19 protein-coding genes are annotated in these 22,324 nt (G+C 44.9%); 6 read left to right on the top strand and 13 right to left on the bottom strand.

Going from position 1 to position 22,324, the window contains the following annotated elements:
• Positions 1-2,190, top strand: coding sequence for a DNA helicase RecQ (gene recQ / locus JHD69_RS11195; protein WP_199140345.1), 2,190 nt, complete (start codon positions 1-3; stop codon positions 2,188-2,190).
• A gap of 119 nt (positions 2,191-2,309) precedes the next feature.
• Entirely contained in the window at positions 2,310-3,119 is an 810-nt protein-coding gene (gene kdsA / locus JHD69_RS11190) for a 3-deoxy-8-phosphooctulonate synthase (protein WP_199140318.1), read from the top strand.
• A 104-nt stretch (positions 3,120-3,223) separates the two neighbouring features.
• Here kdsA and JHD69_RS11185 read toward each other — a convergent pair whose 3' ends face one another.
• The 3 genes from JHD69_RS11185 to JHD69_RS11175 are packed head-to-tail and all read right to left on the bottom strand — an operon-like array spanning position 3,224 to position 6,216.
• Complete coding sequence (locus JHD69_RS11185) at positions 3,224-3,640, bottom strand: DUF6526 family protein (protein WP_199140316.1); 417 nt, start codon at positions 3,638-3,640, stop codon at positions 3,224-3,226.
• A gap of 2 nt (positions 3,641-3,642) precedes the next feature.
• Positions 3,643-5,541: an OmpA family protein gene (locus tag JHD69_RS11180; protein WP_199140314.1), complete on the bottom strand. Its 1,899-nt coding sequence runs from the start codon at positions 5,539-5,541 to the stop codon at positions 3,643-3,645.
• A gap of 51 nt (positions 5,542-5,592) precedes the next feature.
• Positions 5,593-6,216, bottom strand: a complete 624-nt coding sequence (locus JHD69_RS11175) for a 7-carboxy-7-deazaguanine synthase QueE (protein WP_199140312.1) — start codon at positions 6,214-6,216, stop codon at positions 5,593-5,595.
• Positions 6,217-6,292: 76 nt separating this feature from the next.
• On the opposite strand from JHD69_RS11175, the gene JHD69_RS11170 reads away from it, so the two are divergent.
• On the top strand, positions 6,293-7,057 hold the full coding sequence (locus tag JHD69_RS11170; RefSeq protein ID WP_199140310.1) for a hypothetical protein: 765 nt from the start codon (positions 6,293-6,295) through the stop codon (positions 7,055-7,057).
• Position 7,058: 1 nt separating this feature from the next.
• Positions 7,059-7,385 carry a Rieske (2Fe-2S) protein gene (locus JHD69_RS11165; protein WP_199140308.1) on the top strand — a complete coding sequence of 109 codons (327 nt, stop codon included), beginning with the start codon at positions 7,059-7,061 and terminating at the stop codon, positions 7,383-7,385.
• A gap of 194 nt (positions 7,386-7,579) precedes the next feature.
• Here JHD69_RS11165 and JHD69_RS11160 read toward each other — a convergent pair whose 3' ends face one another.
• Together JHD69_RS11160 and lepA are read right to left on the bottom strand one after the other, a co-directional pair.
• Positions 7,580-8,461, bottom strand: a complete 882-nt coding sequence (locus JHD69_RS11160) for a bifunctional 5,10-methylenetetrahydrofolate dehydrogenase/5,10-methenyltetrahydrofolate cyclohydrolase (protein ID WP_199140306.1) — start codon at positions 8,459-8,461, stop codon at positions 7,580-7,582.
• 87 nt (positions 8,462-8,548) lie between these two features.
• Positions 8,549-10,336, bottom strand: a complete 1,788-nt coding sequence (lepA, locus tag JHD69_RS11155) for a translation elongation factor 4 (RefSeq protein WP_199140304.1) — start codon at positions 10,334-10,336, stop codon at positions 8,549-8,551.
• A 174-nt stretch (positions 10,337-10,510) separates the two neighbouring features.
• Here lepA and JHD69_RS11150 point away from each other — a divergent pair, with 174 nt between their 5' ends.
• On the top strand, positions 10,511-11,620 hold the full coding sequence (locus JHD69_RS11150; RefSeq protein WP_199140302.1) for a S41 family peptidase: 1,110 nt from the start codon (positions 10,511-10,513) through the stop codon (positions 11,618-11,620).
• A gap of 222 nt (positions 11,621-11,842) precedes the next feature.
• On the opposite strand, the gene JHD69_RS11145 is transcribed toward JHD69_RS11150, so the two are convergent.
• The 8 genes from JHD69_RS11145 to JHD69_RS11110 all read right to left on the bottom strand — a co-directional run bounded on the left by JHD69_RS11145 (position 11,843) and on the right by JHD69_RS11110 (position 21,216).
• Positions 11,843-14,770, bottom strand: coding sequence for a GH92 family glycosyl hydrolase (locus JHD69_RS11145; protein WP_199140300.1), 2,928 nt, complete (start codon positions 14,768-14,770; stop codon positions 11,843-11,845).
• 4 nt (positions 14,771-14,774) lie between these two features.
• A complete protein-coding gene (locus JHD69_RS11140) occupies positions 14,775-15,212 on the bottom strand; it encodes a hypothetical protein (protein ID WP_199140298.1) in 438 nt (145 codons plus the stop codon).
• 67 nt (positions 15,213-15,279) lie between these two features.
• Entirely contained in the window at positions 15,280-16,035 is a 756-nt protein-coding gene (locus JHD69_RS11135; protein ID WP_199140296.1) for a copper homeostasis protein CutC, read from the bottom strand.
• On the bottom strand, positions 16,025-16,903 hold the full coding sequence (locus tag JHD69_RS11130; RefSeq protein ID WP_199140294.1) for a YegJ family protein: 879 nt from the start codon (positions 16,901-16,903) through the stop codon (positions 16,025-16,027). Before JHD69_RS11130 ends, JHD69_RS11135 begins: the two co-directional genes overlap by 11 nt.
• Before the next feature lie 17 nt (positions 16,904-16,920).
• Positions 16,921-17,952: a N(4)-(beta-N-acetylglucosaminyl)-L-asparaginase gene (locus tag JHD69_RS11125; protein WP_199140292.1), complete on the bottom strand. Its 1,032-nt coding sequence runs from the start codon at positions 17,950-17,952 to the stop codon at positions 16,921-16,923.
• A 21-nt stretch (positions 17,953-17,973) separates the two neighbouring features.
• Positions 17,974-18,780: a nitrilase family protein gene (locus JHD69_RS11120; protein ID WP_199140290.1), complete on the bottom strand. Its 807-nt coding sequence runs from the start codon at positions 18,778-18,780 to the stop codon at positions 17,974-17,976.
• A 25-nt stretch (positions 18,781-18,805) separates the two neighbouring features.
• Entirely contained in the window at positions 18,806-19,951 is a 1,146-nt protein-coding gene (locus tag JHD69_RS11115; RefSeq protein WP_199140288.1) for a methionine aminotransferase, read from the bottom strand.
• Between the two features lie 62 nt (positions 19,952-20,013).
• Positions 20,014-21,216: a multidrug effflux MFS transporter gene (locus JHD69_RS11110; protein ID WP_199140286.1), complete on the bottom strand. Its 1,203-nt coding sequence runs from the start codon at positions 21,214-21,216 to the stop codon at positions 20,014-20,016.
• A gap of 253 nt (positions 21,217-21,469) precedes the next feature.
• On the opposite strand from JHD69_RS11110, the gene JHD69_RS11105 reads away from it, so the two are divergent.
• A complete protein-coding gene (locus JHD69_RS11105) occupies positions 21,470-22,213 on the top strand; it encodes a queuosine precursor transporter (protein ID WP_233165868.1) in 744 nt (247 codons plus the stop codon).
• Positions 22,214-22,324: the final 111 nt, after the last annotated feature.

Raw genomic sequence — 22,324 nt, 5'->3', positions numbered from 1 at the left:
ATGGACGTGAAAAAGTCGTTGTTTGATAACCTGCAAACTTTTTTCGGTTTCGACAATTTTAAGGGAGATCAGGAACCCATTATTACCAATATCTTAGAAGGCAAAAACACATTTGTAATCATGCCTACGGGCGGAGGCAAATCAATTTGCTACCAGTTGCCGGCTTTAATGAGCGAGGGTACCGCCATCGTGATTTCGCCACTGATTGCCCTGATGAAAAACCAGGTGGATCAGTTGAGGGCCTTTGGCGGCAGCGATAGTATTGCGCATTTTCTGAATTCTTCTCTCAACAAAACCGAAATTACCCAGGTAAAAAGCGATTTGCTGAACGGACAGACCAAATTATTATATGTAGCCCCAGAATCATTGGCCAAACAGGAAAACGTAGAGTTTTTGCGTTTGCTCAAAATTTCTTTTGTGGCGGTTGACGAAGCCCATTGTATTTCGGAATGGGGCCACGATTTTAGGCCCGAGTACCGAAAAATCAGACAGGTGATTACAGGCTTGGGAGAAGAAATCCCGATTATTGCGCTAACGGCCACCGCCACGCCAAAAGTACAGCAAGACATTATCAAAAACCTGCAAATGACGGATGCAACCTTGTTCAAGTCGTCGTTTAACAGGCCTAACCTTTTTTACGAAATCCGCCCTAAGCGCGACGTAATCAAGGAAATGATCCGCTACATCAAGTACAATACCGGTAAATCGGGCATTATTTACTGCCTGAGCCGCAAAAAGGTAGAGGAAGTAGCGGAAAGCTTGAATCTTAACGGCATCAAAGCCTTGCCTTACCACGCTGGTTTAGAGCCCAAAGTGCGTGCCGAAACCCAGGACAAGTTCCTGATGGAGGATGTAGAAGTGATTGTGGCTACCATTGCCTTTGGTATGGGGATCGATAAGCCTGATGTGCGTTTTGTGATCCACCATGATATTCCGAAAAGCATGGAAGGCTACTACCAGGAAACAGGTAGGGCCGGTCGTGATGGAGGAGAAGGCGTTTGTATTGCCTTTTATGCGCAAAAAGACGTTGATAAGCTGGCCAAGTTTATGAAAGACAAGCCGGTATCTGAACGCGAAATTGGTACCCAGATACTCAAAGAAGTAATCGATTATGCCGAATCGGGCGTTTGCCGCCGTAAGCAGATCCTGCATTACTTTGGCGAAAACTTTAACGAAACCGGTTGTAACTGCATGTGCGACAACTGCAAGAAGCCCAAACAACAATTCGAAGCCGAAACGCATTTGCTTACCTTGTTGAAACTGATCGAGAGCACCGGACAGAAATTTGACGATGCGCATTTGCTCAATATCTTTATGGGCAACGAAACGGCCCAAACCATTGCATACGAGCAAAACAAGCTGCCCGAATTTGGACAGGGCAAAGAAGATGGCGAACTGTTGTGGAAATCGCTGATCAGGCAAGCCGTACTGAACAATTTTGTAGCCAAGGATATTGACAACTACGGATTGTTGCACCTTACTAAAATAGGCAAGGATTTTATAGAAAACCCGTATAGCCTCAAATTTATCCTCAACGAGCAGTTGGATAATGCAAGCGAAGACGATGAAGAGGAGGTAAAACAAGGGACGGGTGCATTGGATACGCAGCTGCTGGGCTTGCTGAAAGACCTGCGCAAGAAAATTGCCAAGCAGAAAAACGTACCGCCTTTTGTGGTGTTCCAAGATCCGTCGCTGGAAGAAATGTGTACGCATTATCCGATTGCCATGGATGAGCTGAAACAGATTTCGGGAGTAGGCAATGGCAAGGCACTCAAATTTGGCGCACCTTTTATCGAGCTCATTAAAAAATATGTGGACGATAATGATATCGAAAGACCGATTGACTTAGTCATTAAAACCCAAGCCAATAAATCGGCACTTAAAGTTTCGATTATCCAAAATATTGACCGTCAGATTGGCTTGGAGGATATTGCCCGCTCGAAAGGCCTCACTTATTTTGATATTTTAAAGGAGGTTGAAGCCATCGTGAATTCGGGAACCAAACTAAATCTTTCCTACTTTGTTGATGAAATCATTGATGAAGACAGGCAAGACGAGGTATTTGATTATTTTCGTGCGGCCGATAACGATTCGATTGACGATGCCCTGAGCGATTTGGGCGAAAATGATTATACCCGTGAAGAGATACAATTGATGCGTATCAAATTCATGTCAGAACTAGGAAACTAATTAATTTACGGTTTAAGATTGACGATTTACGGTTGCAATTTTAGATTTAGGAACTATTCTCGATCTGAAATCCTCGATCAGAAATCTAAAATCGTAGATCTAAAATCTAAAATCCCAAGATGCTAAACATAGAAAAACTCAAACACCAAGATTCAAACAACTTCTTTTTAATGGCTGGCCCTTGTGCTATCGAAGGCGAAGAAATTGCCCTGCGCATTGCAGAGAAAATCGTAACCCTAACCGATAAGCTGAATATCCCCTATATTTTTAAAGGTTCGTACCGTAAGGCTAACCGGAGCAAAGGCAGTTCCTTTACCGGTATTGGCGATGAAAAAGCCTTGAAGATTTTGGAAAAAGTAGGCAAGACTTTCGATGTGCCTACCGTAACCGATATCCACGAGAGCGGAGAGGCAGCTATGGCTGCCGCTTATGTTGATGTACTGCAAATTCCCGCTTTTTTGTGCAGGCAAACCGATTTGCTGATTGCAGCAGCGCAAACCGGCAAAGTAGTGAACGTAAAAAAAGGCCAATTCCTTTCGGCGGGTTCGATGAAGTTTGCTGTAGAGAAAATCAACGATTCGGGCAATAACCGAGTGATCTTAACCGATCGTGGCAATACTTTTGGCTATCAAGACCTGATTGTAGATTATCGTGGCTTGCCCGAAATGCAAGGTTTTGGCGTACCGGTGGTCATGGATTGTACGCACTCTTTGCAACAACCTAACCAAAGCAGTGGCGTAACCGGTGGCAAGCCTGAGCTGATTACCACCATTGCCAAGGCGGCTATTGCTGTAGGTGCTGATGGTTTGTTCATCGAAACGCATCCTGATCCGGCCAATGCCAAATCTGATGGCGCAAATATGCTCAATTTGGCATTGCTAGAAGATTTACTGGTGAAACTGGTTAGAATTAGGCAAGCGGTTATTTAAAGTGCTTGGCAATCCGGTATTCCTAACGATCGAATGCCAATCATTGGTTTGAGCCAATGATACTTTCGATAGAGGACCAATCCAAAATCGTAAATCTAAACTCATTAAATCCTATGGTAATCGCCACGCCAGTTTTTAATGGCTTTTTTGATTTCGGTGGGCGAAAGCTGTTCGGCTAATGTTTGGTCAACCAAGGTTGCAAATTCTTCGTCGCTGGCAAAACGCAAAGCCAGAATTTGTCCCATTCTCAAGGTCGCTGGAAGCATTTTTCCCGTGAGGATGTAATAGCGCAGCCGTTCGTCGGCCCTGGCCGCGCGGTCTTGTACACGAAGCGAAAAGAAACGGGCAAAAAGTCCAATGATGCCGATGAGCAAAAAGGCCAGTACAATTAATCCATGGGTGAGGTCTGGCGTTTTTACAAAGGCGTACACTGAAAATCCCAATCCGGTAAAGATTAAGGGAACCGTAAAGAAATGGTAAGGCGGACTGAACCTTTTGTGGTTGTTGAAATTTTGTGGCATGGCTAGTTTTTGGTTATTCTAAATTCTGTTCGGCGGTTTTGTTGTCTACCTTCATCGGTGCTGTTGTCAAAGCGAGGCTTGGTTTCGCCGTAGCCTTTAAACGTGAGGCGCTTGGTGGCAATTCCGTTTTTAACCAGAAAATCGTAAACGGCCTTTGCGCGGTTTTCCGATAGTTTCTCGTTCATTTTGGCGTCACCCACATTATCGGTATGGCCTTGTATTTCTATGGCCACGTTTTCGTTGTTTTTGAGCAATTCCACTAGGAGATGCAATTCAACCATCGAAGCGGGCAGGAGTTCGTATTTGTTGGTATCGAAAAAGATATTGTGTAGGGTTACTTCGCCGCCCACCTTGATTTTATCCATTAAAATTTCCACTTCGTAAGGCTTATTGGCATTAGCGGCCTTCAGTTCGAAATGTTGCGAGTAGAACAGATAGCCGTTTGCCTCTACATTAAAAGAATAATCGCTTCCAATAGGCATTACCGCTAAAAAATCGCCGGTTTCGCTCGATGTAAAATCGTTGAACATCGTATTATTGGTCTTCAAATCGATAACCATTACATTGGCTTCGAGCAATTGTTTGGTTTCCCTGTCTTTGACCACTCCCTTGACGTAGGTAACCGGCAAAGGCTTGTACTTTTCGGGCATTTGAAAATGATAAATATCCAAGTCGCCGAAGCCTCCGTTGTCTATGTTCGAAGAGAAAAGGCCTTCTGTGCCATCGGCAGTAACAATAAGCCCAATCTCTTCGTTGAAGGTATTGATCGGGTAGCCTAAATTGATAGGCTTAGCAAACTCGCCCTGGTTGTTCATCCGGCTGTAAAAAATGTCTTTGTTGCCCAAGCCGGGCCAGCCGTCGGAAGAAAAGTAAAGCGTTTTGCCATCGGCGTGCATAAAAGGTGTATTCTCGTCGTAAGGCGTATTGATATTGGGACCCAGGTTAATCGGCTCGGTCCATTGCCCTTCGTCGGTAAGCGTACTTTTCCAGATATCGTAGCCACCCAAGCCCCCCGGTCTGTTGCTTACAAAATAAAGCGTGCTCCCGTCAGGACTGATGGAAGGCTGCGATTCCCAATATTCCGAATTGATCACTTTGCCCAGGTTAATGGCCTTTCCCCAATCGTTGCCTTCTTTTCTCGACACATAGATGTCGCATCGGCCCATGCCATCGGGGCGGTTGCAACCCGTAAAAAACAGGTATTTGCCATCTGGAGAGATCGATTGCGCCCCTTCGTTATAGTTTGGCGTATTGATGTTGTTGCTCAGGGGCTGTGCCTTTTGCCATTCGTTGTTTTTTTTGGTTGAGACATAAAAATCTTCATTGCCATCCACCACCCGGGTAAAGATAATGGTCTGTCCATCGGCGGTTAATGCCGGAAAATAATCGCGGTTGGCACTGTTAATGTAAAAGCCCATGTTAATGGGTTCGTACTTTTCGGGGGTTTTGAGGGTTGCGACGGCAAAATCACAATCAATAATATATTTAGTGGCCTTTTTAACCAGGTCTTGGTCAGCGCCGGTATATTGCTGCTTATAGCTTTCAAAATGTTTTTTGGCATTGGCATAATCTCCGGTCAGAAGCTCACTTTCGCCCAGCACATAATAAACCCTTGCTTCAACGGTAGGTGCCGATGCTACTGCTTTGGCATAGTTTGCCTTAGCTTTTCCATGGTCTTTCATCCTGCGGTACACATCGCCCAACTGGATGTAGGCCAGCTGAAATTTGGGATCGGCTTTTACGGCTTCTTCCAAATATTTGATGCCCTCGTCGTAGATGTTTTGCCTGAGGTATTGCTGGGCATCGTCAAAACTATTTTGGGCCTTTTTTACGGCAGAATTTTGGGCTTTTGTTGCCAAAGCCATCAAACAGCATAAAAACAAGATCAGGTATTTATTCATTAGCCCATTGCCACTTGGTAATAGACTAATGTAAATAAAATCTCGAATTAATTAAGGAATGTTGAGGAATTTGTGCGTTTGCAGGGAGATTTCCCACTTCGGATTGGCCATTACATAGTCAACAATCAAAGGTGTCATTTCTTTGGCTTTCGACCATTCGGGTTGCAAATACAGCTTGCAATTTGGCGAAACGGTAGCCGCGTATTTTTCGGCCCAATCGAAATCGCTTTTGTTGAATACGATCACCTTAAGCTCGTTGGCAAAAGGAGTGATGTCTGGTCGCGGTGCCTTGAATTTTTTGGGCGAAAGGCAGATCCAGTCCCAAGACCCCGAAAGCGGATAGGCGCCGGAAGTTTCAATGAAAGTCAGTATACCTTGTTCCTGCAGTTTTTTGGTGAGGTAATCCAAGTTATAGATCAAGGGCTCGCCGCCGGTTACTACCACGGCTTTTCCGGGATAGGTTACGGCTTTGGCCACGATATCGTCGGCAGCAGTCAAGGCGTGCAGTTCGGCATCCCAGCTTTCCTTCACGTCGCACCAATGGCAACCCACGTCGCAACCGCCCAAGCGGATAAAATAAGCCGCTTTTCCCGTATTAAATCCCTCGCCTTGTATGGTATAGAATTCTTCCATGAGTGGAAGCAATGTGCCGTCTTCTGGTATTTGATGTGCCATAAATTTCGGCAAATTTACTAAAATTATGTGCTTTATGCGAATAGGTGTATCTTGCTAAAGCAATATTTAACCGATGATGAAAATTAAATCCCTCCTTGTTTTAGTTGTTTTCTGCCTGTTTTTAAGCTCTTGCTTTGATGTTGAAGAAACCTATAACCTCAATGCAGATGGCTCTTATGCTGTTAATTATAACCTGGATATGGGGCGGTTGTTTAAAATGGTAGCGGCGATGACACCCGATTCTATAAAGCAGAGTAAGGCATATAAAGAATCTAAAGATACTTTGGTTAACCTGGGCAGTATGCCTGATAGTTTAAAGCAACGATTTAGCCCAGCAGAGCTTAACCTGATGAAACAAAGCGATGTGCACATGCAACTGAATTTGAGCGAAGGCGTATTCAAGCTTGATTTTATGAACAAGGGAAAGTCTGCCGATGAGCTCAGCTATTTCGTGAGCAATTTTGGAGAATTGCTTCAAAAGGGCAAAATTGGCGACATCATGAAGCCGAAAGGCCTGCCTGCAGAGGCCGGTGAAGAACCTGATGTGCCCTTTAAGAACAAAGAGTACGATTATGTGATTACGCCCAATACTTTTGGCCGAATGATCAAACTTGATGTTTTGGCCGCCAAGAAAGATAAAGACAAGCAGGCTTTCGAATTGATGAAGGGGATGAATATGAAAATGACCAGTACTGTTGTGGTTAACCTGCCACGACCCGCTAAAAGTACGGGAAATCCGAATGCAGTACTGTCGGCCGATAAAAAGCAGTTTACCTTGAAATTGGATATGCTCGAAGCTTTAGATAAGCCAGAATTACTGAATTTTAAAATCGAATACTAGCATGGAATGGTTCAAGGTAGATTTTGAGTTGCCCGACCATGATATTGTGGAGCAGGTTAAGGTAAACGGCAAAAAACTATGCCTGATTAAGTATGAACAAAAAATCTATGTTATACAAAATACCTGTCCGCATGCAGGTGGTATTTTAAGTGGTGGCTGGTGCAAGGAAGGAAATATTGTTTGTCCCATTCACCGCTACGCGTATAGTTTAACCACGGGCAGGGGCGCACCCGGCCAAGGCGATTATATTAATATTTACCCTACCGAACAGCGGGAAGATGGCTTGTACGTTGGCCTGAAAGAGAGCTGGTGGAAGCGGATTTTTTAGTTACCCGGTTAATAGTCGGCAGTTCATGGTTTGGCGTGAAGTTTCAGGTTGATGTACAAATCCTGTTGAGATCGGCAATCAAAATGACGGTTTTGTTGGTGAAGAACACCAACAAATGCTTTAAGCAGGTTGATTAATCAATGCTTGCCCAATAAACGGCCAACCATGGTCCATTGACTATAAACCATAAGCTATTAGCTATATATTTCTTTCTTCGCAGAAGCCAAGGTGTTTTTAAGCAAACCTACAATTGTCATTAAGCCAACGCCGCCCGGTACCGGAGTAATCCATGAGGCTTTGGGTGCTACGTTTTCGAAATCTACATCGCCGTAAAGTTTGTAGCCCGATTTGGTGCTTGCCGAAGTTTCGCGGTTAATGCCCACGTCGATGACAATGGCACCAGGTTTTACCATATCAGCAGTTACAAAGTTCTTTTTGCCAATGGCAGCCACAATAATATCGCCCTGCAGTACCATTTCTTTAAGGTTCTGGGTTTTGCTGTGGGTGAGGGTTACGGTGCAGTTGCCTGGGTTGGCATTGCGCGCCATCAAAATACTCATCGGACTGCCCACAATATTGCTTCGGCCCACCACCACGCAATGTTTGCCAGTGGTATCGATATGATAAGCCTGTAGCATCAATAAAATGCCATAAGGCGTAGCCGGTATAAAGCATGGCAAATTGCGCATCATCCGGCCCAAATTAATCGGGTGGAAGCCATCTACATCTTTGCGATGGTCGATAGCCTCGGTTACTTTCTCCGGATCGATATGCTTTGGCAAGGGTAGCTGTACAATCAGCCCATCTACACCTGCATCTTGGTTGATTTCCTGTATTTTTTGCAAAAGCTCGGCTTCGGTAACGGTATCTTCATACCTGACCAACGACGATTGAAAACCTACCTTTTCACAGTTTTTCATTTTGCTGGCTACATAGGTTTCGCTGCCGCCATCATGGCCAACCAAAATGGCTACCAAATGGGGCTTACGTCCGCTTTGTGCTAAAAATGAAGCTGCTTCTTCAGCTATTTCGGCCTTGATTTTTTCTGAGGCAAATTTTCCGTCGAGTAGTTGCATGAGTAATGAGTATAGCGTAGGGCGTATTGAGATGGGATTACGTATGCAAAAACGCAATACGAGCACCGCAATACGCAATACTAGTTTTTAGTCTAATTTTAACACCGCCATAAACGCCGTTTGCGGGATTTCTACGTTGCCCACCTGGCGCATGCGTTTTTTACCTTTTTTCTGTTTTTCCAAGAGCTTGCGTTTACGCGAGATATCACCACCATAACATTTGGCCGTTACGTCTTTACGGAGTGCGCTCAATGTTTCGCGGGCAATAACTTTGGCACCAATCGATGCTTGGATCTTGATTTCGAATTGTTGGCGTGGGATCAGCTCCTTTAGTTTCTCGCAGATCTTTTTGCCAAAATCGTAGGCATTGCTGCGGTGTATCAGTGACGACAAGGCATCCACAGGTTCGTCGTTCAACAGCATGTCTAGCCTCACCAGGTCAGATTTTCGGTAGCCCACCTGATGGTAATCGAAAGAGGCATAGCCTTTGGAAATGGTTTTCAGCTTGTCGTAAAAATCGAATACGATTTCGCCCATCGGCATTTCAAAAACCAGTTCTACGCGGTCTGAGGTAAGGTAGGATTGGTTAACGATAACCCCTCTTTTCTGTATACAGAGCGACATCACCGGTCCCACAAATTCGGCCTTGGTAATAATGTTGGCCTTGATAAAAGGTTCTTCAACCGAATCAAGCTTGCTTGGGTCGGGCAAATCCGATGGGTTGTTGACCACAATTTCGGCGCCTTTTGTGGTGTATGCAATGTACGATACGTTGGGAACCGTGGTAATTACCGTCATGTCGAACTCGCGTTCTAAACGTTCTTGGATAATTTCCATGTGCAACATGCCCAAGAAACCGCAACGGAAGCCAAAGCCCAAAGCCGCTGAGCTTTCTGCTTCGAAAACGATAGAAGCATCGTTTAGCTGCAGCTTGTGCATGGCCTCTCTCAGTTCTTCGAAATCTTCGGTGTCGACAGGGTAGATGCCTGCAAATACCATCGGCTTTACCTCTTCAAAACCTTGAATGGCATCTGCCGAACCATTTTCTACGGTAGTAATGGTATCGCCCACTTTTACTTCGCGAGCCTCTTTAATGCCCGAAATGATATAGCCTACATCGCCTGTCTTTACGCTGTTGCGTGGCGACATGTCTAGTTTTAAAATACCCACTTCGTCGGCAATGTATTGTTTGCCAGTGTTGATGAACTTTACCTTATCGCCTTTTTTGATTTCGCCGTTTACCACTTTGTAGTAAGCAATAATGCCCCTAAACGAGTTAAATACGCTATCAAAAATCAAGGCTTGCAAAGGGCCGTTTGCATCGCCTACAGGTGCAGGCACACGGTCAACAATGGCTTGCAGGATATCTGGAATGCCCATTCCGGTTTTACCCGAGGCCGGGATGATTTCTTCGCGTTTGCAACCAATCAAATCAATAATCTGGTCTTTAACTTCTTCCGGCATCGCACCTGGAAGATCCATTTTGTTCAAGATCGGAATAATCTCCAGGTCGTGTTCTAAAGCCAAATAAAGGTTGGAAATGGTTTGGGCCTGGATGCCTTGAGAAGCGTCTACAATAAGCAAAGCACCTTCGCAGGCGGCAATGGAGCGCGAAACCTCATACGAAAAGTCAACGTGGCCAGGTGTGTCAATCAGGTTGAAAATATACTCCTCACCATTCACTTTATAGTTCATTTGAATGGCGTGGCTTTTGATGGTAATGCCACGCTCGCGTTCCAAATCCATGTTGTCTAGCAACTGCGCTTGTGCCTCGCGCTGGCTAATGGTATTCGTATATTCTAATAAACGGTCGGCTAAAGTGCTCTTTCCGTGGTCAATATGTGCAATTATGCAGAAATTACGTATGTGCTTCATTTTGTGCAAAGATAGTTTTTAAATGCGGAAAGACCAAAGGCTGAAAGTGCAAAGGTGGAAGGTAAATAGTCGGCTGGAAAATGGGGCAAGACATTAAAGGTAAAAGGCTGAAGCTAATATTGTTTCAGATGCAACTATTTTTTGAATACTTTCGTCTTTGCTTAAAAGATGTTGATGAGAAATGCCTTGATTCTTTTATTGATGTTGTTGGCTACCCGTTTAGCTGCTCAAGATTGTAATTGTACCGTTAATTTCAATTATACGGTAGCCAAGGTAAGCAAAAACTATGCAGGTTATAACGATAAAGTCAATCCGTTGAATCGAAAAGAATTTAACCGCTTTACGCAGCAATTAGCCGAAAAGGCAAAAGCAACCAATAATATCGATACTTGTTATGTACTATTGCGTACATGGACCAATTATTTTAAGGATCAGCATTTGAGGGTGCAGCTGGATTGGCGCTACCGCGAAAAATATCCGGAGAAGCTCGGGCAGTTAAACAAGCGGTTTGCCAAGTTTAAGGTATTGCCACCACCCGCCACAGATACGCTGGCAAATCAAACCAGTATCAAGCCATTAAGTAGCCAAACCTTGCTCATCAGTTTGCCCTCTTTCGATTATGCCGAAAAAAAGAACGTTGACAGCTTGATGAAAAAATACGAAGCCGAACTGCTAGCAACCCCTAATTGGATCATCGATATGAGGGGGAATATGGGAGGCAGCGATTTTACCTACAGTCCGTTTTTGCCTTATCTCTACACCAATCCCATAGCTACATGGGTCTCTGAGTATTGGGCTACAGCAGATAATATCGCTATTTACGAACAAGAACTTACCAATAAAAACCTCAATAAAGATGCCGCTGGCTACATGGCCAATATCGTTTCTTTAATGAAGAAAAACATCGGTAAATTTGTAAACCCCGCCGGCAGCGATACGGCATTGATTACGTTAGCCAAGGTTTACGATTACCCCAAAAAAGTAGCCTTGCTAATTGACCGTAATTCGGCAAGCTCGGCCGAATCATTCTTGTTGATGGCTAAACAAAGCAAAAAAGCAACTGTTTATGGCGAAAATTCTTATGGAATGCTAGATTATGCCAATTATCAGTATTTCGATATTCCCTGCGATGCCTACAATTTAACCATACCGATATCGCGTTCAAAACGCCTGCCTAAAAATCCGATAGACAATATTGGCATTGCACCTGATGTAAGCATTGATAATGCCGAAAAAAACAAAATCAAGATGATACAAGGTCGATTGGAAAGCGCAAATAAATAAAGAGCCAAGGTTTTAAAGGCAACGGTATGGAGGTGGAAGCTGTGATTTCGATTCTGGCAGGATTGCAAATCCTGGGTGATGAGGGTCGGGAATTCAATTCCCGACCAGCCTAATTATTTATTTCGGTTTCCGACCAACATTGCACCTGCTGGCATTTTTCGCCAACAGGTTAAGCTTTACTTGACGGTTAATGTGGGGCGCAACGACAGCTCATCAGAGCTATTATTTTACCGTAACTTCATCAAAAAAAGTATGGGCCAAGCCACCGGCGCCTTCGTGCCAGCTTGGCAATGTGCCATAATTTTTGGCTATAATTTTAAGGTATCGGCAATCGCTATTTACCTTGGTGCCAATTTCCTTGATTTGGATATTGTAGTCTTTGGCTTCAGCTGGTGCTTTTACAGAACCAATCGATTTAAAGTTCATGTCGTCGCCAGCAATCAAAAATTCGGTTGTTGGGGGGAAGATGATCCAGGCCTGCGTATCCTGCAGGGCGCCCACACTTACCGAATTGACGTGTTGGCTTTTGCCCAGGTCTAAAATTACCTCAAAATCCTTGCCCCAAACGCCCTGCCAACGGTTGCCGATGCGCCAGTTAATGGCTCCTCTCACGCCATCTATCAGGGCATCATTGCCACCACCGGTAAAGCTTTTGTTGATTTCGCTGTTCACCTCGATGCTGTAGTTGTTGTTGATTCTTTTGTAAACGGCCGTACTTACGTAACTGGTTTGATAGCCTTTTTGATAGGCAATGGCCTTGATGGTGATATCATTGCTGATTTCGAAGGGTGCTGTATATTTTTTCGAGGTCGAATTTGGCGTCGTTCCATCTGTGGTGTAATAAATACTTGCACCAGCCAAGGCATCGCTTAAGGTAACGGTCGCTTTGTTTTTGAAGGTTTCTTGCGGACCTTCGATAATCGGGTTGGGAACAATCAAAGTACCCCCAATTTTCATAACAGGCTTTTTAAGGCTGTTCAGGTAACTCATGTCTGGCTGTGCGCTCAACTTAAAATTAATGATAGCCCCATTGGCCATGTTGGCAAAATCAAGGTAAAGCTGCTGGTGGGCCTTGCCATTCACCGTCATGCCCTTGATGTAGTAATTGTTTTCGTCGCGGTTTGGGGCGTTGATTATGATTTTTTTGCCGTTTTCGAGGCTGATGCTCATCTTTTTGAACCAAGGTGTGCCAATGATGTACATGTTGTTGCCTGGCGAAACAGGGTAGAAGCCCATGGCGCTCATCACGAGCCAAGCACTCATTTGGCCACAATCTTCGTTGCCCGAAAGACCATCGGGTTGATCGTGGTACTGTTCGTTCATGATTTTGTTCACGTAATACTGCGTTTTTTCGGGATGCGAAGTAAAGTTGAACAAATAGGCCATATGGTGGCTCGGTTCGTTGCCATGTGCGTATTGGCCAATCAATCCGGTAATATCGCTTTGGTCTCTGCCGGTAAGGCCTTGCTTGGTGGTAAAAAGCTCGTCGAGTTTTGCCTGGTAGGCTTTTTCGCCACCCATCATTTGAAGGTGTCCATTTACATCCTGCTGGGTGCTAAAGCTGTAATGCCACGAATTGCCTTCAGTATAGTTGTTGTTAACCTCGGTTGGATTAAAAGGCTTCCACCAACCGCCATTATTGCGTGCCCTGATGTGGCCGGTTGAAGGATCATAAACGTTTTTCCAGTTTTGCGCCCTCATCATATAGGTTTGGTAATCGGCAGTTGCACCAATCATTTTGGCAAACTGGGCAATGCACCAGTCATCGTAAGCGTATTCTACGGTTTTCGAAGCGCTTTCGTGTTCCATATCGGCTAAAACAGCACCGTTCTTGGCATAAACGTCAATGCCAAACTGCTTACGGTTTACGGCATGTTTCATCGCTTGTAGCGCCAATTTGGTATCGAAGCCACGAATGCCTTTGGCGTAGGCATCAGTAATAACCGGAATGGCATGGTTGCCAATCATACAATAGGTTTCATCATTTGCTAATGGCCAAATGGGCAGTAAGCCACCCTGCTGATGCATGGCCAAAAAAGTTTTGATGAAATCCAAGGTTCGTTTGCGGTCAATTAAAGTCAGCAACGGATTTTCGGTGCGATAGGTGTCCCACAACGAAAAAACCGTATAATATTCGAAGCCATTGGCCGTGTGTATTTTATTGTCTAACCCCCGGTAACGGTTATCGGCATCCATATATAGATTTGGATTAAGCAGGCTATGGTAAAGTGCCGTATAAAAAGTAGTTAAATTTTTAGTTTGGTTGCTTTCTACCTCAATTTTAGCCAGTTCCTTGTTCCAATTCTGCTGTGCTTTTTGCAGGGTTTTTTCGAAATTGAAGCCGTCGGTAGCGGTGTTGAGGTTTTTTAAGGCGCCTGATTCATCTACCGCCGAAATGGCGATATTGGCCAATACCGCTTCTTGGGCACTGGTTTCGAACTGGATATATAATTTGATATTGGTGCCTCTTGCTTTCTTCAAATTAGGCTGTAGCTCGTCGTTAACGGCGATGCCATACGCTTTAAAGGGCTTGTTGTAGCGTACGTGGAAATACAATTCCTGCGCCTTGGCCCAGGCGCTCGACTTGCGGTAGCCCCTGATTTCCCTGTCGTTGACGATTTCTACCCAACTATCCAATACCTTATCCCGGTGTTTTAGATCGATAATGATATTCGATTCGCTGGATTTGGGATAGGTGAATTTGTACAGTCCGGTTCTGCGGGTGGCGGTTATTTCGGCCTTAACCTGGTATTTGTCTAAAAAAGTAGTATAATAACCCGGACTGGCTTTCTCGTTTTTCTTTTGAAAAGGAGAAGCATATTGGGTATTGAGCAACTGTGGCTTGCCAACTGTTGGCATGAGCAGAAAGTCGCAGTAGTCTTCTACGCCAGTGCCGCTCAAGTGGGTTTGCGAGAAGCCGTAGACCACCGAATCGCTGTAATGATAGCCCGAACAGCCATCCCATCCCTCCAAACGGGTATCTGGACCAGGTTGGATCATGCCAAATGGCAGGGCAGGACCAGGGTAAGTATGTCCATGGCCACCCGTACCAATAAATGGATTTACATATTGGTTGTAGTTCTTTTTGCTTTGGGCAAAGCCGGTAGCGCTAAGCAATACAAAAGCAAAGAATAGCTTCGAGAATTTCATCAATTTATTTTTCAGGTTTAGGTTCGGTTTTTTTCATGCGCGAGAAAGGGTAGCCATTGCAGCCCTTTTTAGGGTTCTGCCTGTCTACATACGCAGTTTTTTCGGCTTGTTCATCGGTTGCTGCGTCATAAACGGTTAGGCAAAATCCCCAGTGCCAAGGTTCCATGCCGTTAAAGGTCATGTAGTCGATGCGGGTATACTTGTTGCCATCGGTTTTGTTTTTGGCATCGTTTCGGGCTACCAAATATTGTTTTTCTGGGTTCCATTTGATGATGTGATACTTGATATTGGGGTGTTGTATCCATAAAGTATCGTTAATGGTATAGCTGATGCCATAATCGTCGGCAAAAGTGCCCAGGGCAAAAACAGGCGCCTTAGTTTCCTTGTTTTGGCCAAAAGCGAGCAAAGGATATAAGAGGATAAACGTAAGGATATATTTCATCTGATTTTGTATCGGTTTAATTTGCGCTATAAAAAGATAAGGACAACGAGCGAAGATAGAAAAATGCTCATGAACTTGATTGTAAAGCCTCAACAAGCGCTTTTACTTTTTCAGGAGCGCTTTGCTCATACTGGTATTCGTCGTCAATACTGCCCATTTTTGTAGACTCGTTACGATACTGCATTTGGCTGTTCACTTTCGCCCTTGCCGAAGAATGAAAGTTGTGTGCACCGGTTTCTTTACGTAGCTGCTGAATATTTTCGGCATTTACACCTGCGCCAGGCATAATTTCGATCCTGCCCTTGGCTTGTTTAACCAATTGCGCAATTTGTTGGGCGCCCAGTGCTGCGCTTGGGCAGCCGCCAGAGGTAAGCACGCGTACAATGCCCAGTTCGATCAGGTCTTCAAGCGCTTTGGCCAAATCGTTGCTCATGTCGAAAGCACGATGAAAGGCCACCGGCATGGGGGAGGCTAACGCAATCAGTTCGGCACAGCGTTTTTTATCTATGCTACCATTTGCAGTTAAAATACCAATCACTACACCGTCGCAATGTAATTCCTTGCACAGTTGGATGTCGGCTTTCATCAGTTCGAACTCGTCGTCGCTGTAAAGAAAATCTCCGCCACGTGGCCGGATGATGGGCCAGATTTCGATGTTGGGGAGCGATTTGGAAAACTTTATCTGTGCATAGCTTGGCGTTGTGCCGCCCTCGGCCATGTTTTCGCACAATTCTACCCGGTGGGCGCCACCAATGGCAGCGGCTTTTGCCGAGGCGAACGAATTGGCGCAGATTTCAAGCTTGGGTAAATTGTTATTCGTCATCGCTTACTGGGTTTAATACGCTCCAGCCGTTCGCCGTGTTGGCTACGTTTATTTTTTGGACAGATTTGCCCCCATCGGCATACCAACATACTTCGGTAATGATCCAATGCTGTTCGGTAACTTTTTCTCTAGCCGGAAAAGCACAGGTTATGCCGTTAAAATTCGGGAAACCGTATTCGTTTATGCTGTTGATAAAGGAAGCTTCCAATACATCGGCTAAGCCCTTGGTGGTCTCTTCGTTGGGTTCGATGCTCATTTTGGCCATCATCACTTTTGCCTCGGTTGTAAAATCCTTACAGGCCAATACGGCCTCCAGATCTTCTTTTCTATAGGCTTCTTCTATCGCCAAAATGGCGCCCTCTGGGGTGTCGAAGTTTGGTTTAAAGTGGTCAACGCCCTCGTCTATATACAGGCCGATACTTTGGTCGAAGTTTGGTTTGTCGCTATCCGGTATATTGTTTCTGATGGCCCTGATGGTGTAGCCGCCAATCAAACGGCCATGTTCAACAATCATCCAATCGGAGATATGCTCACGATCGATACCAATTTTCTGATTCATTTTTACCGTTTTTACTTCAACCGGTTCGTTGCTCACGGTGCCGAAAAGATGGCCTTCCTCATCAAAATGCGGGTCGGTAAGCCAAATGTGTTCTAAGTTGTCGCCGTCTATGATTTTTACCTTTACCGAAAAATAAGATTGATGAGGCTGTGGGTTTTGGAGGCATGTGGCAAAATACCAAAGCGTAAGCTTGGCTTTTTCTATGGCCCAATTCATGCCTTCGTCTTCATGGGCTACCCGTACCATATCTGGTTCACCCTGTCGTTCTACTACGTTCTTTTTTCCGAAAATTTTGGAGAATAAACCCATTTGTAGGTGCTTAATGGTTAGTAATAGCTTTTTCCTTTGATAACCAGGTCTTGTTGCTTCGCGTCGCAGACGGCATACGTAAAGCCTTTTTGAATGGCATAAGCACCATACTCGCCCTTTTTGTTCATGGCCAAAAAGCCCACTTGAATATTTTTGGCAGTTTCTGGTTTCTTTTTAATGATACGCATAACGGCTTCTTTGCAGGCCTCTTCTGGCGAGTAGCCTTGGCGCATCAGCTCAACCACCAAAAACGAGCCTACATTCCTGACCACTTCTTCGCCAACACCGGTTGAAGTAGCGCCGCCAATTTCGTTATCTATGTACAGGCCGGCACCAATAATCGGACTGTCGCCCACACGTCCGTGCAGCTTGTAGGCCATGCCGCTGGTGGTACAGGCACCAGAGAGATTGCCCTTGGCATCGATCGCAATCATGCCAATGGTATCGTGGTTGTATTGGTTTCCCGGTAGTTTTTGTGGCGAAGCCTTATCGTAAAGTTTGTTTTCGATGTTCATTACCGGCTCGTATTTGGCCTGTTTTAGCCATTCTTTCCAGGCTTTTTCACTAGCGGGTGTTAAAAGGTTTTCTTTTTTAAATCCCTGTTCCAAGGCAAATTGCAGAGCGCCGTCGCCGGCCAGCATGACGTGTGGGGTTTTTTCCATTACCTTGCGGGCTACTGAAATAGGGTGCATGATGTGTTCAAGCGCCAGTACCGCACCGCAGTTTCCGGCTTCGTCCATAATGCAGGCATCCAAAGTTACTTTACCATCGCGGTCTGGCAGGCCGCCATAGCCAACCGATTGATTGCTTTCGTCGGCCTCGGGCACCCAAACTCCCTGTTCAACTGCATCCAAAGCCCTTCCATTGGTGCTTAATACCTTCCAGGCGGCCGCATTGGCCGCTACGCCAAAGTCCCAGGTCGAAATGACAATGGGTTTATGGGCTGGGGCAACTGCCGATGGAACAACATTAGCCATGCTTTTTTTGTCGATGGCCAAAAGCGCAGTAGAAAAGGCAGTGGCTTTGATAAACTTTCTCCGGTTAAACATATTTGGTTGGTAGGTATTTGGTTAAGGTATAAGGGTAAAATTATCCGAATCTTTTAAGAAAGGGAATTGCCTGCGTATTTTTTCCAGATCGGGATAGTTGATGCTGAAGGTGTATAGATCTTCGTCTTCGGGCTTATAGTAAACGGTATTGCCATAAGGATCGATGCACATCGAGTGGCCGCTGTGGTAAATTTGGTTGCCATCGTGGCCTACGCGATTTACGCCGATAACATAGCTTTGGTTTTCGATGGCACGGGCATGGATGAGTGTACGCCAGTGCGAAGACCTTTTGTCGGGCCAACTCGCCACCAGCAGCAGAATGTCATATTCGGCATTTTTGTTGCGCAGCCAAACCGGAAAACGGAGGTCGTAGCAAACGGCCAAACGGATTTTCCATCCTTTTAGCTCCACAATGAGCGATTTTTGGCCGGCGGTATAGTTTTCGTCTTCATCGCCCATGCCAAAAAGATGGTGTTTGTCGTAATATTGGAACTCGCCACTGGGCAGCATCCATATCATCCGGTTGTAATACTTGCCGTCTTCTTTGATAATGAGACTGCCCGTAACCACGCAATCGTAGTTTGCGGCGGTTTTGGCTAGCCATTGCATGGTTTTGCCGTCCATTTCTTCGGCCATTTCTTCGGCCTTCATGGTAAAACCCGTACTGAACATTTCTGGAAGCACAATGAGGTCGGTTTTTTCACGTACACCGCCCGATAGGCGCAACGAAATATTCTGGAGGTTCTTGTCAATATTTTCCCAAAAGAGATAGGCCTGGAAGACCGTAACTTTTAGGTTTGGGATGTTTAAATATTGTGGACTTTCCATTTTTATAATTTTTGAGGGATGAAAATTATATTTTTATTAGTCTTTCAACGGCTTTTCCCAAGGTATCTTGTTCTTTGGCAAAGCAAAACCGCAATACCTTATTGTCGGTTCCCTTGGTGTAAAATGCAGAAACCGGAACGCTGGCCACACCAAAATCCTTAATTAACCTGATGGCCATGTCAGTGTCTTTTTCTTCGCTGATCTCGGCAAAGCTTACACACTGGAAATAAGCACCCTTACAAGGTAGCAATTTAAATCTAGTCTCATTTAATAGCTTGCGGAAGAAATCTCTTTTTTGCTGAAAAAACTGAGGCAGTTCCGCGTAAACATTTTCGCTTTTGAGGTAGTTGCCAATGGCGACCTGCATTGGGGTGTTTACGCTGAATACGTTGAACTGATGTACTTTTCTAAATTCGTTCATTAATTTAGCTGGAGCTAGACAATAACCTAATTTCCAGCCTGTAGTGTGTAGTAGTTTGCCAAAAGAGGCTACCACAAAACTCCTTTCCCTCAATTCGGGGTAAAGGGCTACGCTTTGGTGCTGCGCTCCGTCAAAAACGAGATGTTCGTACACTTCGTCGCTCAAAATCATCACATCGGTGTTCTTGGTCAGTTTGATCAGCGCTTCGATATCGGCTTTGCTTAAGATGCTTCCGGTTGGGTTTTGTGGACTGTTCAGGATAATCATTTTGGTGTTGGCCGTAAACAGTTTTTTGACCATTTCCCAATCTATTTTGTAATCGGGTGCATGCAGCTCGAAAGGCTTCACTAAACCGCCAAAGAGCTTTACGGTGGGCGAATAGCAATCGTAGGCCGGTTCGAAGATAATTACTTCGTCGCCAGGATTGATAACGGCAGCCAATGCGGTAAAAATAGCCTGGGTGCCGCCGGCTGTTATAGTAATCTCGGTATCGGGATTGTAGTTTGCCTGGTAAAAGTTTGCAGTTTTTTCGGCAATCAGCTCCCGTAAGCTCATTAAGCCTGGCATAGGAGCATATTGGTTGTGACCGTTTTTCATGGCATCGGTCACTAATCTGATCAATTTTGGATCGGCTGGGTAATCTGGAAAACCTTGCGAGAGGTTTATGGCATTGTGTTCTTGGGCCAGTTTAGACATCACCGAAAAAATAGTGGTGCCTACTGTAGGTAGTTTAGAATTTATAAGCATCATGTACAACGAAAATAGCAATAATCTCTTTCAATATAGCCATTAACGTTAAAAAGATGGGCAAATTATGCATTGTTGGCCGTGTTTGGCCTGATTTGGCTGCTACCCAGAAAGAGGCAGCACAAGGCAATTAGCGCTGCCATGGTCATGACCGCAGGCATGGGCCATACAGCATCGGCGGCAAATACGCTGATCAAGGCAGAGGCCAGTGCGCCCAAACCCATTTGCAGGGCACCCATTAAGGCCGAAGCGCTGCCTGCATTTTTGCTGAAAGGCGCCAAGGCCAATGCTGATGCATTTGGATTGATAAAACCGAGGCAGGCCAGAAACAAGGCAATAAACGAAACAGTCGTGTATAAATTAAGCAAGTTGTGGAGTGCGGCCACCAAAAATAAGATGCTGACGATGGCTTGTGCAAGCAAAGCCCAGTTCACAATCTGTTTGCTGGTAAACCATCGGAGTATGTAACTGTTTACTTGACTAAAACCAATAAAAAATGCTGATAGCAAGGCAAATATCCATCCGTATCCTGTTTCGCTAACTTGGTAGATATCCATGAATACGATGGGTGAAGAAGATACATAGGCAAACAAGCCGCTAAAGGTGATGGCACTGACCAGGGCATAGGTATAAAATGAAGGCTCCTTGATAACAACAAGGAAATTACTGAGGATTGGCTTGGGTTTTAACGAATAGCTGGGATCTGGTTTGTAGCTTTCTGGAAGTTTCCAAATGGACAATACCAGCATAAGCAAGGCCATGAAACTTAAAAACACAAATACCGAAGGCCAGCCCATGGCGGCAATGAAATAGCCTCCGGCGGTAGGCGCCAGCATTGGCGAGGCCGCGATAACCAGCATGAGCGAAGCAAAAACTTTAGGGCTTTCTTCTACGGTAAATAAATCCCGCACCATAGCTACAGCGGCCACTGCTGTGGCGCAACTGCCAATGGCCTGTACAAAACGCAAAACAATCAGCTGGTCTATCGAAGTTACAAACAAACAGCCCAAAGAAGCGGCAATGTATAGCGCAAGTCCAAAATAAAGCGGTTTTTTACGCCCAAATTTATCCAACAATGGACCGTACAGCAACTGTCCGGCCGAAATACCGATAAAGAAGCTGGAAAGCGACAGCGATACATTGGCTACATCGGTATGCAAGTCCTTGGCTATGGCTTTAAAGCCCGGCAAATACATGTCGATAGAAAAGGGACCTAGCGCAGCCAGCAAACCCAAAATGAAAATAAGCAGGAATTTTGATCTAGCCATAGGGTGATTTTAAGCGGAGGCAAAGATGGACATTAGAAAAACAAGAGGCGTCTAAATCTTGTCAAAATTAAAGTTTGGTTTAGCGGAAGATATGGGCTAATTGCTGATAAACCATGAACGCACAAGGGATGACGCTTAGCGCAACACAAATAGATCAAGTTAAATTGTGACAATGCAACCGGCGCCAAAATTTCGTTTATCTCAAAATAATTGTATTTTAGCATTCATGACTTTTAAAACCAAAGAAAGCCGTTTGCTCCTCGTTCTGGGGGCGTTTTTTGTGGCTAATGCCATTTTATCAGAGTTTATTGGAGTAAAGATTTTTTCGGTAGAAGGCACATTGGGCATCAAGAAATTCGATATCAATTTATTTGGCGTTCCCAATCTCTCCTTCAACATGTCGGCTGGAGTTTTAACCTGGCCCATCATCTTTATCATGACCGATATCATCAACGAATATTTCGGGGTGAAACAGGTACGCTTTCTTTCTATACTTACATGCATACTCATTGCCTTTGCCTTTTTTGTAGCTTGGGCCTCTATGCAGCTCAGCCCGTCTGATTTTTGGATCAACCAGGATGTAAATGGCCACAACCTGAACATGGTTGATGCCTTCGACAATATCTTTGGGCAGGGTATGTGGATTATTGTAGGATCGCTCATTGCCTTCTTGATTGGACAGATGGCTGATGTGATCATCTTTCACCGCATTAAAAAGGTTACCGGCGAGCGAGCTTTGTGGCTTCGCGCTACCGGCTCTACGGTGGTTTCGCAGCTGATTGATAGTTTTGTGGTTATTTTTATTGCTTTTTACCTGAACCCTAAATACCATTGGAGCTGGCAGATGGTAGCCGCCATTGGTTTGGTAGGGTATATTTACAAATTTATCGTGGCCTTGCTCATGACGCCCATCCTGTACCTGGTACATGGCATTATTGATGGCTATTTAGGCAAGGATTTAGCCCATCGGATGATCAAGATGGCCGGCAGGGGCTAGTGGTCCAGCCAAAATTACCATCAACAATCCGATAGAACTGCCAGAGAAAAAATAAGTTCACCGTTAAAACCGAATTCCATGAAAAAGCAATACACCCTTGCCTTGCTTTTC

Source organism: Pedobacter sp. ASV12 (assembly GCF_016429155.1).
Lineage (GTDB): Bacteria > Bacteroidota > Bacteroidia > Sphingobacteriales > Sphingobacteriaceae > Pedobacter.
The sequence above is the reverse complement of the archived record's forward strand: the minus strand, read 5'-3'. Positions and strand labels throughout refer to the sequence as shown.

Coding starts and splice junctions, on each gene's coding strand:
- recQ (WP_199140345.1), top strand. CDS start 1: ATGGACGTGAAAAAGTCGTTGTTTGATAACCTGCAAACTTTTTTCGGT.
- kdsA (WP_199140318.1), top strand. CDS start 2,310: ATGCTAAACATAGAAAAACTCAAACACCAAGATTCAAACAACTTCTTT.
- JHD69_RS11185 (WP_199140316.1), bottom strand. CDS start 3,640: ATGCCACAAAATTTCAACAACCACAAAAGGTTCAGTCCGCCTTACCAT.
- JHD69_RS11180 (WP_199140314.1), bottom strand. CDS start 5,541: ATGAATAAATACCTGATCTTGTTTTTATGCTGTTTGATGGCTTTGGCA.
- JHD69_RS11175 (WP_199140312.1), bottom strand. CDS start 6,216: ATGGCACATCAAATACCAGAAGACGGCACATTGCTTCCACTCATGGAA.
- JHD69_RS11170 (WP_199140310.1), top strand. CDS start 6,293: ATGAAAATTAAATCCCTCCTTGTTTTAGTTGTTTTCTGCCTGTTTTTA.
- JHD69_RS11165 (WP_199140308.1), top strand. CDS start 7,059: ATGGAATGGTTCAAGGTAGATTTTGAGTTGCCCGACCATGATATTGTG.
- JHD69_RS11160 (WP_199140306.1), bottom strand. CDS start 8,461: ATGCAACTACTCGACGGAAAATTTGCCTCAGAAAAAATCAAGGCCGAA.
- lepA (WP_199140304.1), bottom strand. CDS start 10,336: ATGAAGCACATACGTAATTTCTGCATAATTGCACATATTGACCACGGA.
- JHD69_RS11150 (WP_199140302.1), top strand. CDS start 10,511: ATGAGAAATGCCTTGATTCTTTTATTGATGTTGTTGGCTACCCGTTTA.
- JHD69_RS11145 (WP_199140300.1), bottom strand. CDS start 14,770: ATGAAATTCTCGAAGCTATTCTTTGCTTTTGTATTGCTTAGCGCTACC.
- JHD69_RS11140 (WP_199140298.1), bottom strand. CDS start 15,212: ATGAAATATATCCTTACGTTTATCCTCTTATATCCTTTGCTCGCTTTT.
- JHD69_RS11135 (WP_199140296.1), bottom strand. CDS start 16,035: ATGACGAATAACAATTTACCCAAGCTTGAAATCTGCGCCAATTCGTTC.
- JHD69_RS11130 (WP_199140294.1), bottom strand. CDS start 16,903: ATGGGTTTATTCTCCAAAATTTTCGGAAAAAAGAACGTAGTAGAACGA.
- JHD69_RS11125 (WP_199140292.1), bottom strand. CDS start 17,952: ATGTTTAACCGGAGAAAGTTTATCAAAGCCACTGCCTTTTCTACTGCG.
- JHD69_RS11120 (WP_199140290.1), bottom strand. CDS start 18,780: ATGGAAAGTCCACAATATTTAAACATCCCAAACCTAAAAGTTACGGTC.
- JHD69_RS11115 (WP_199140288.1), bottom strand. CDS start 19,951: ATGATGCTTATAAATTCTAAACTACCTACAGTAGGCACCACTATTTTT.
- JHD69_RS11110 (WP_199140286.1), bottom strand. CDS start 21,216: ATGGCTAGATCAAAATTCCTGCTTATTTTCATTTTGGGTTTGCTGGCT.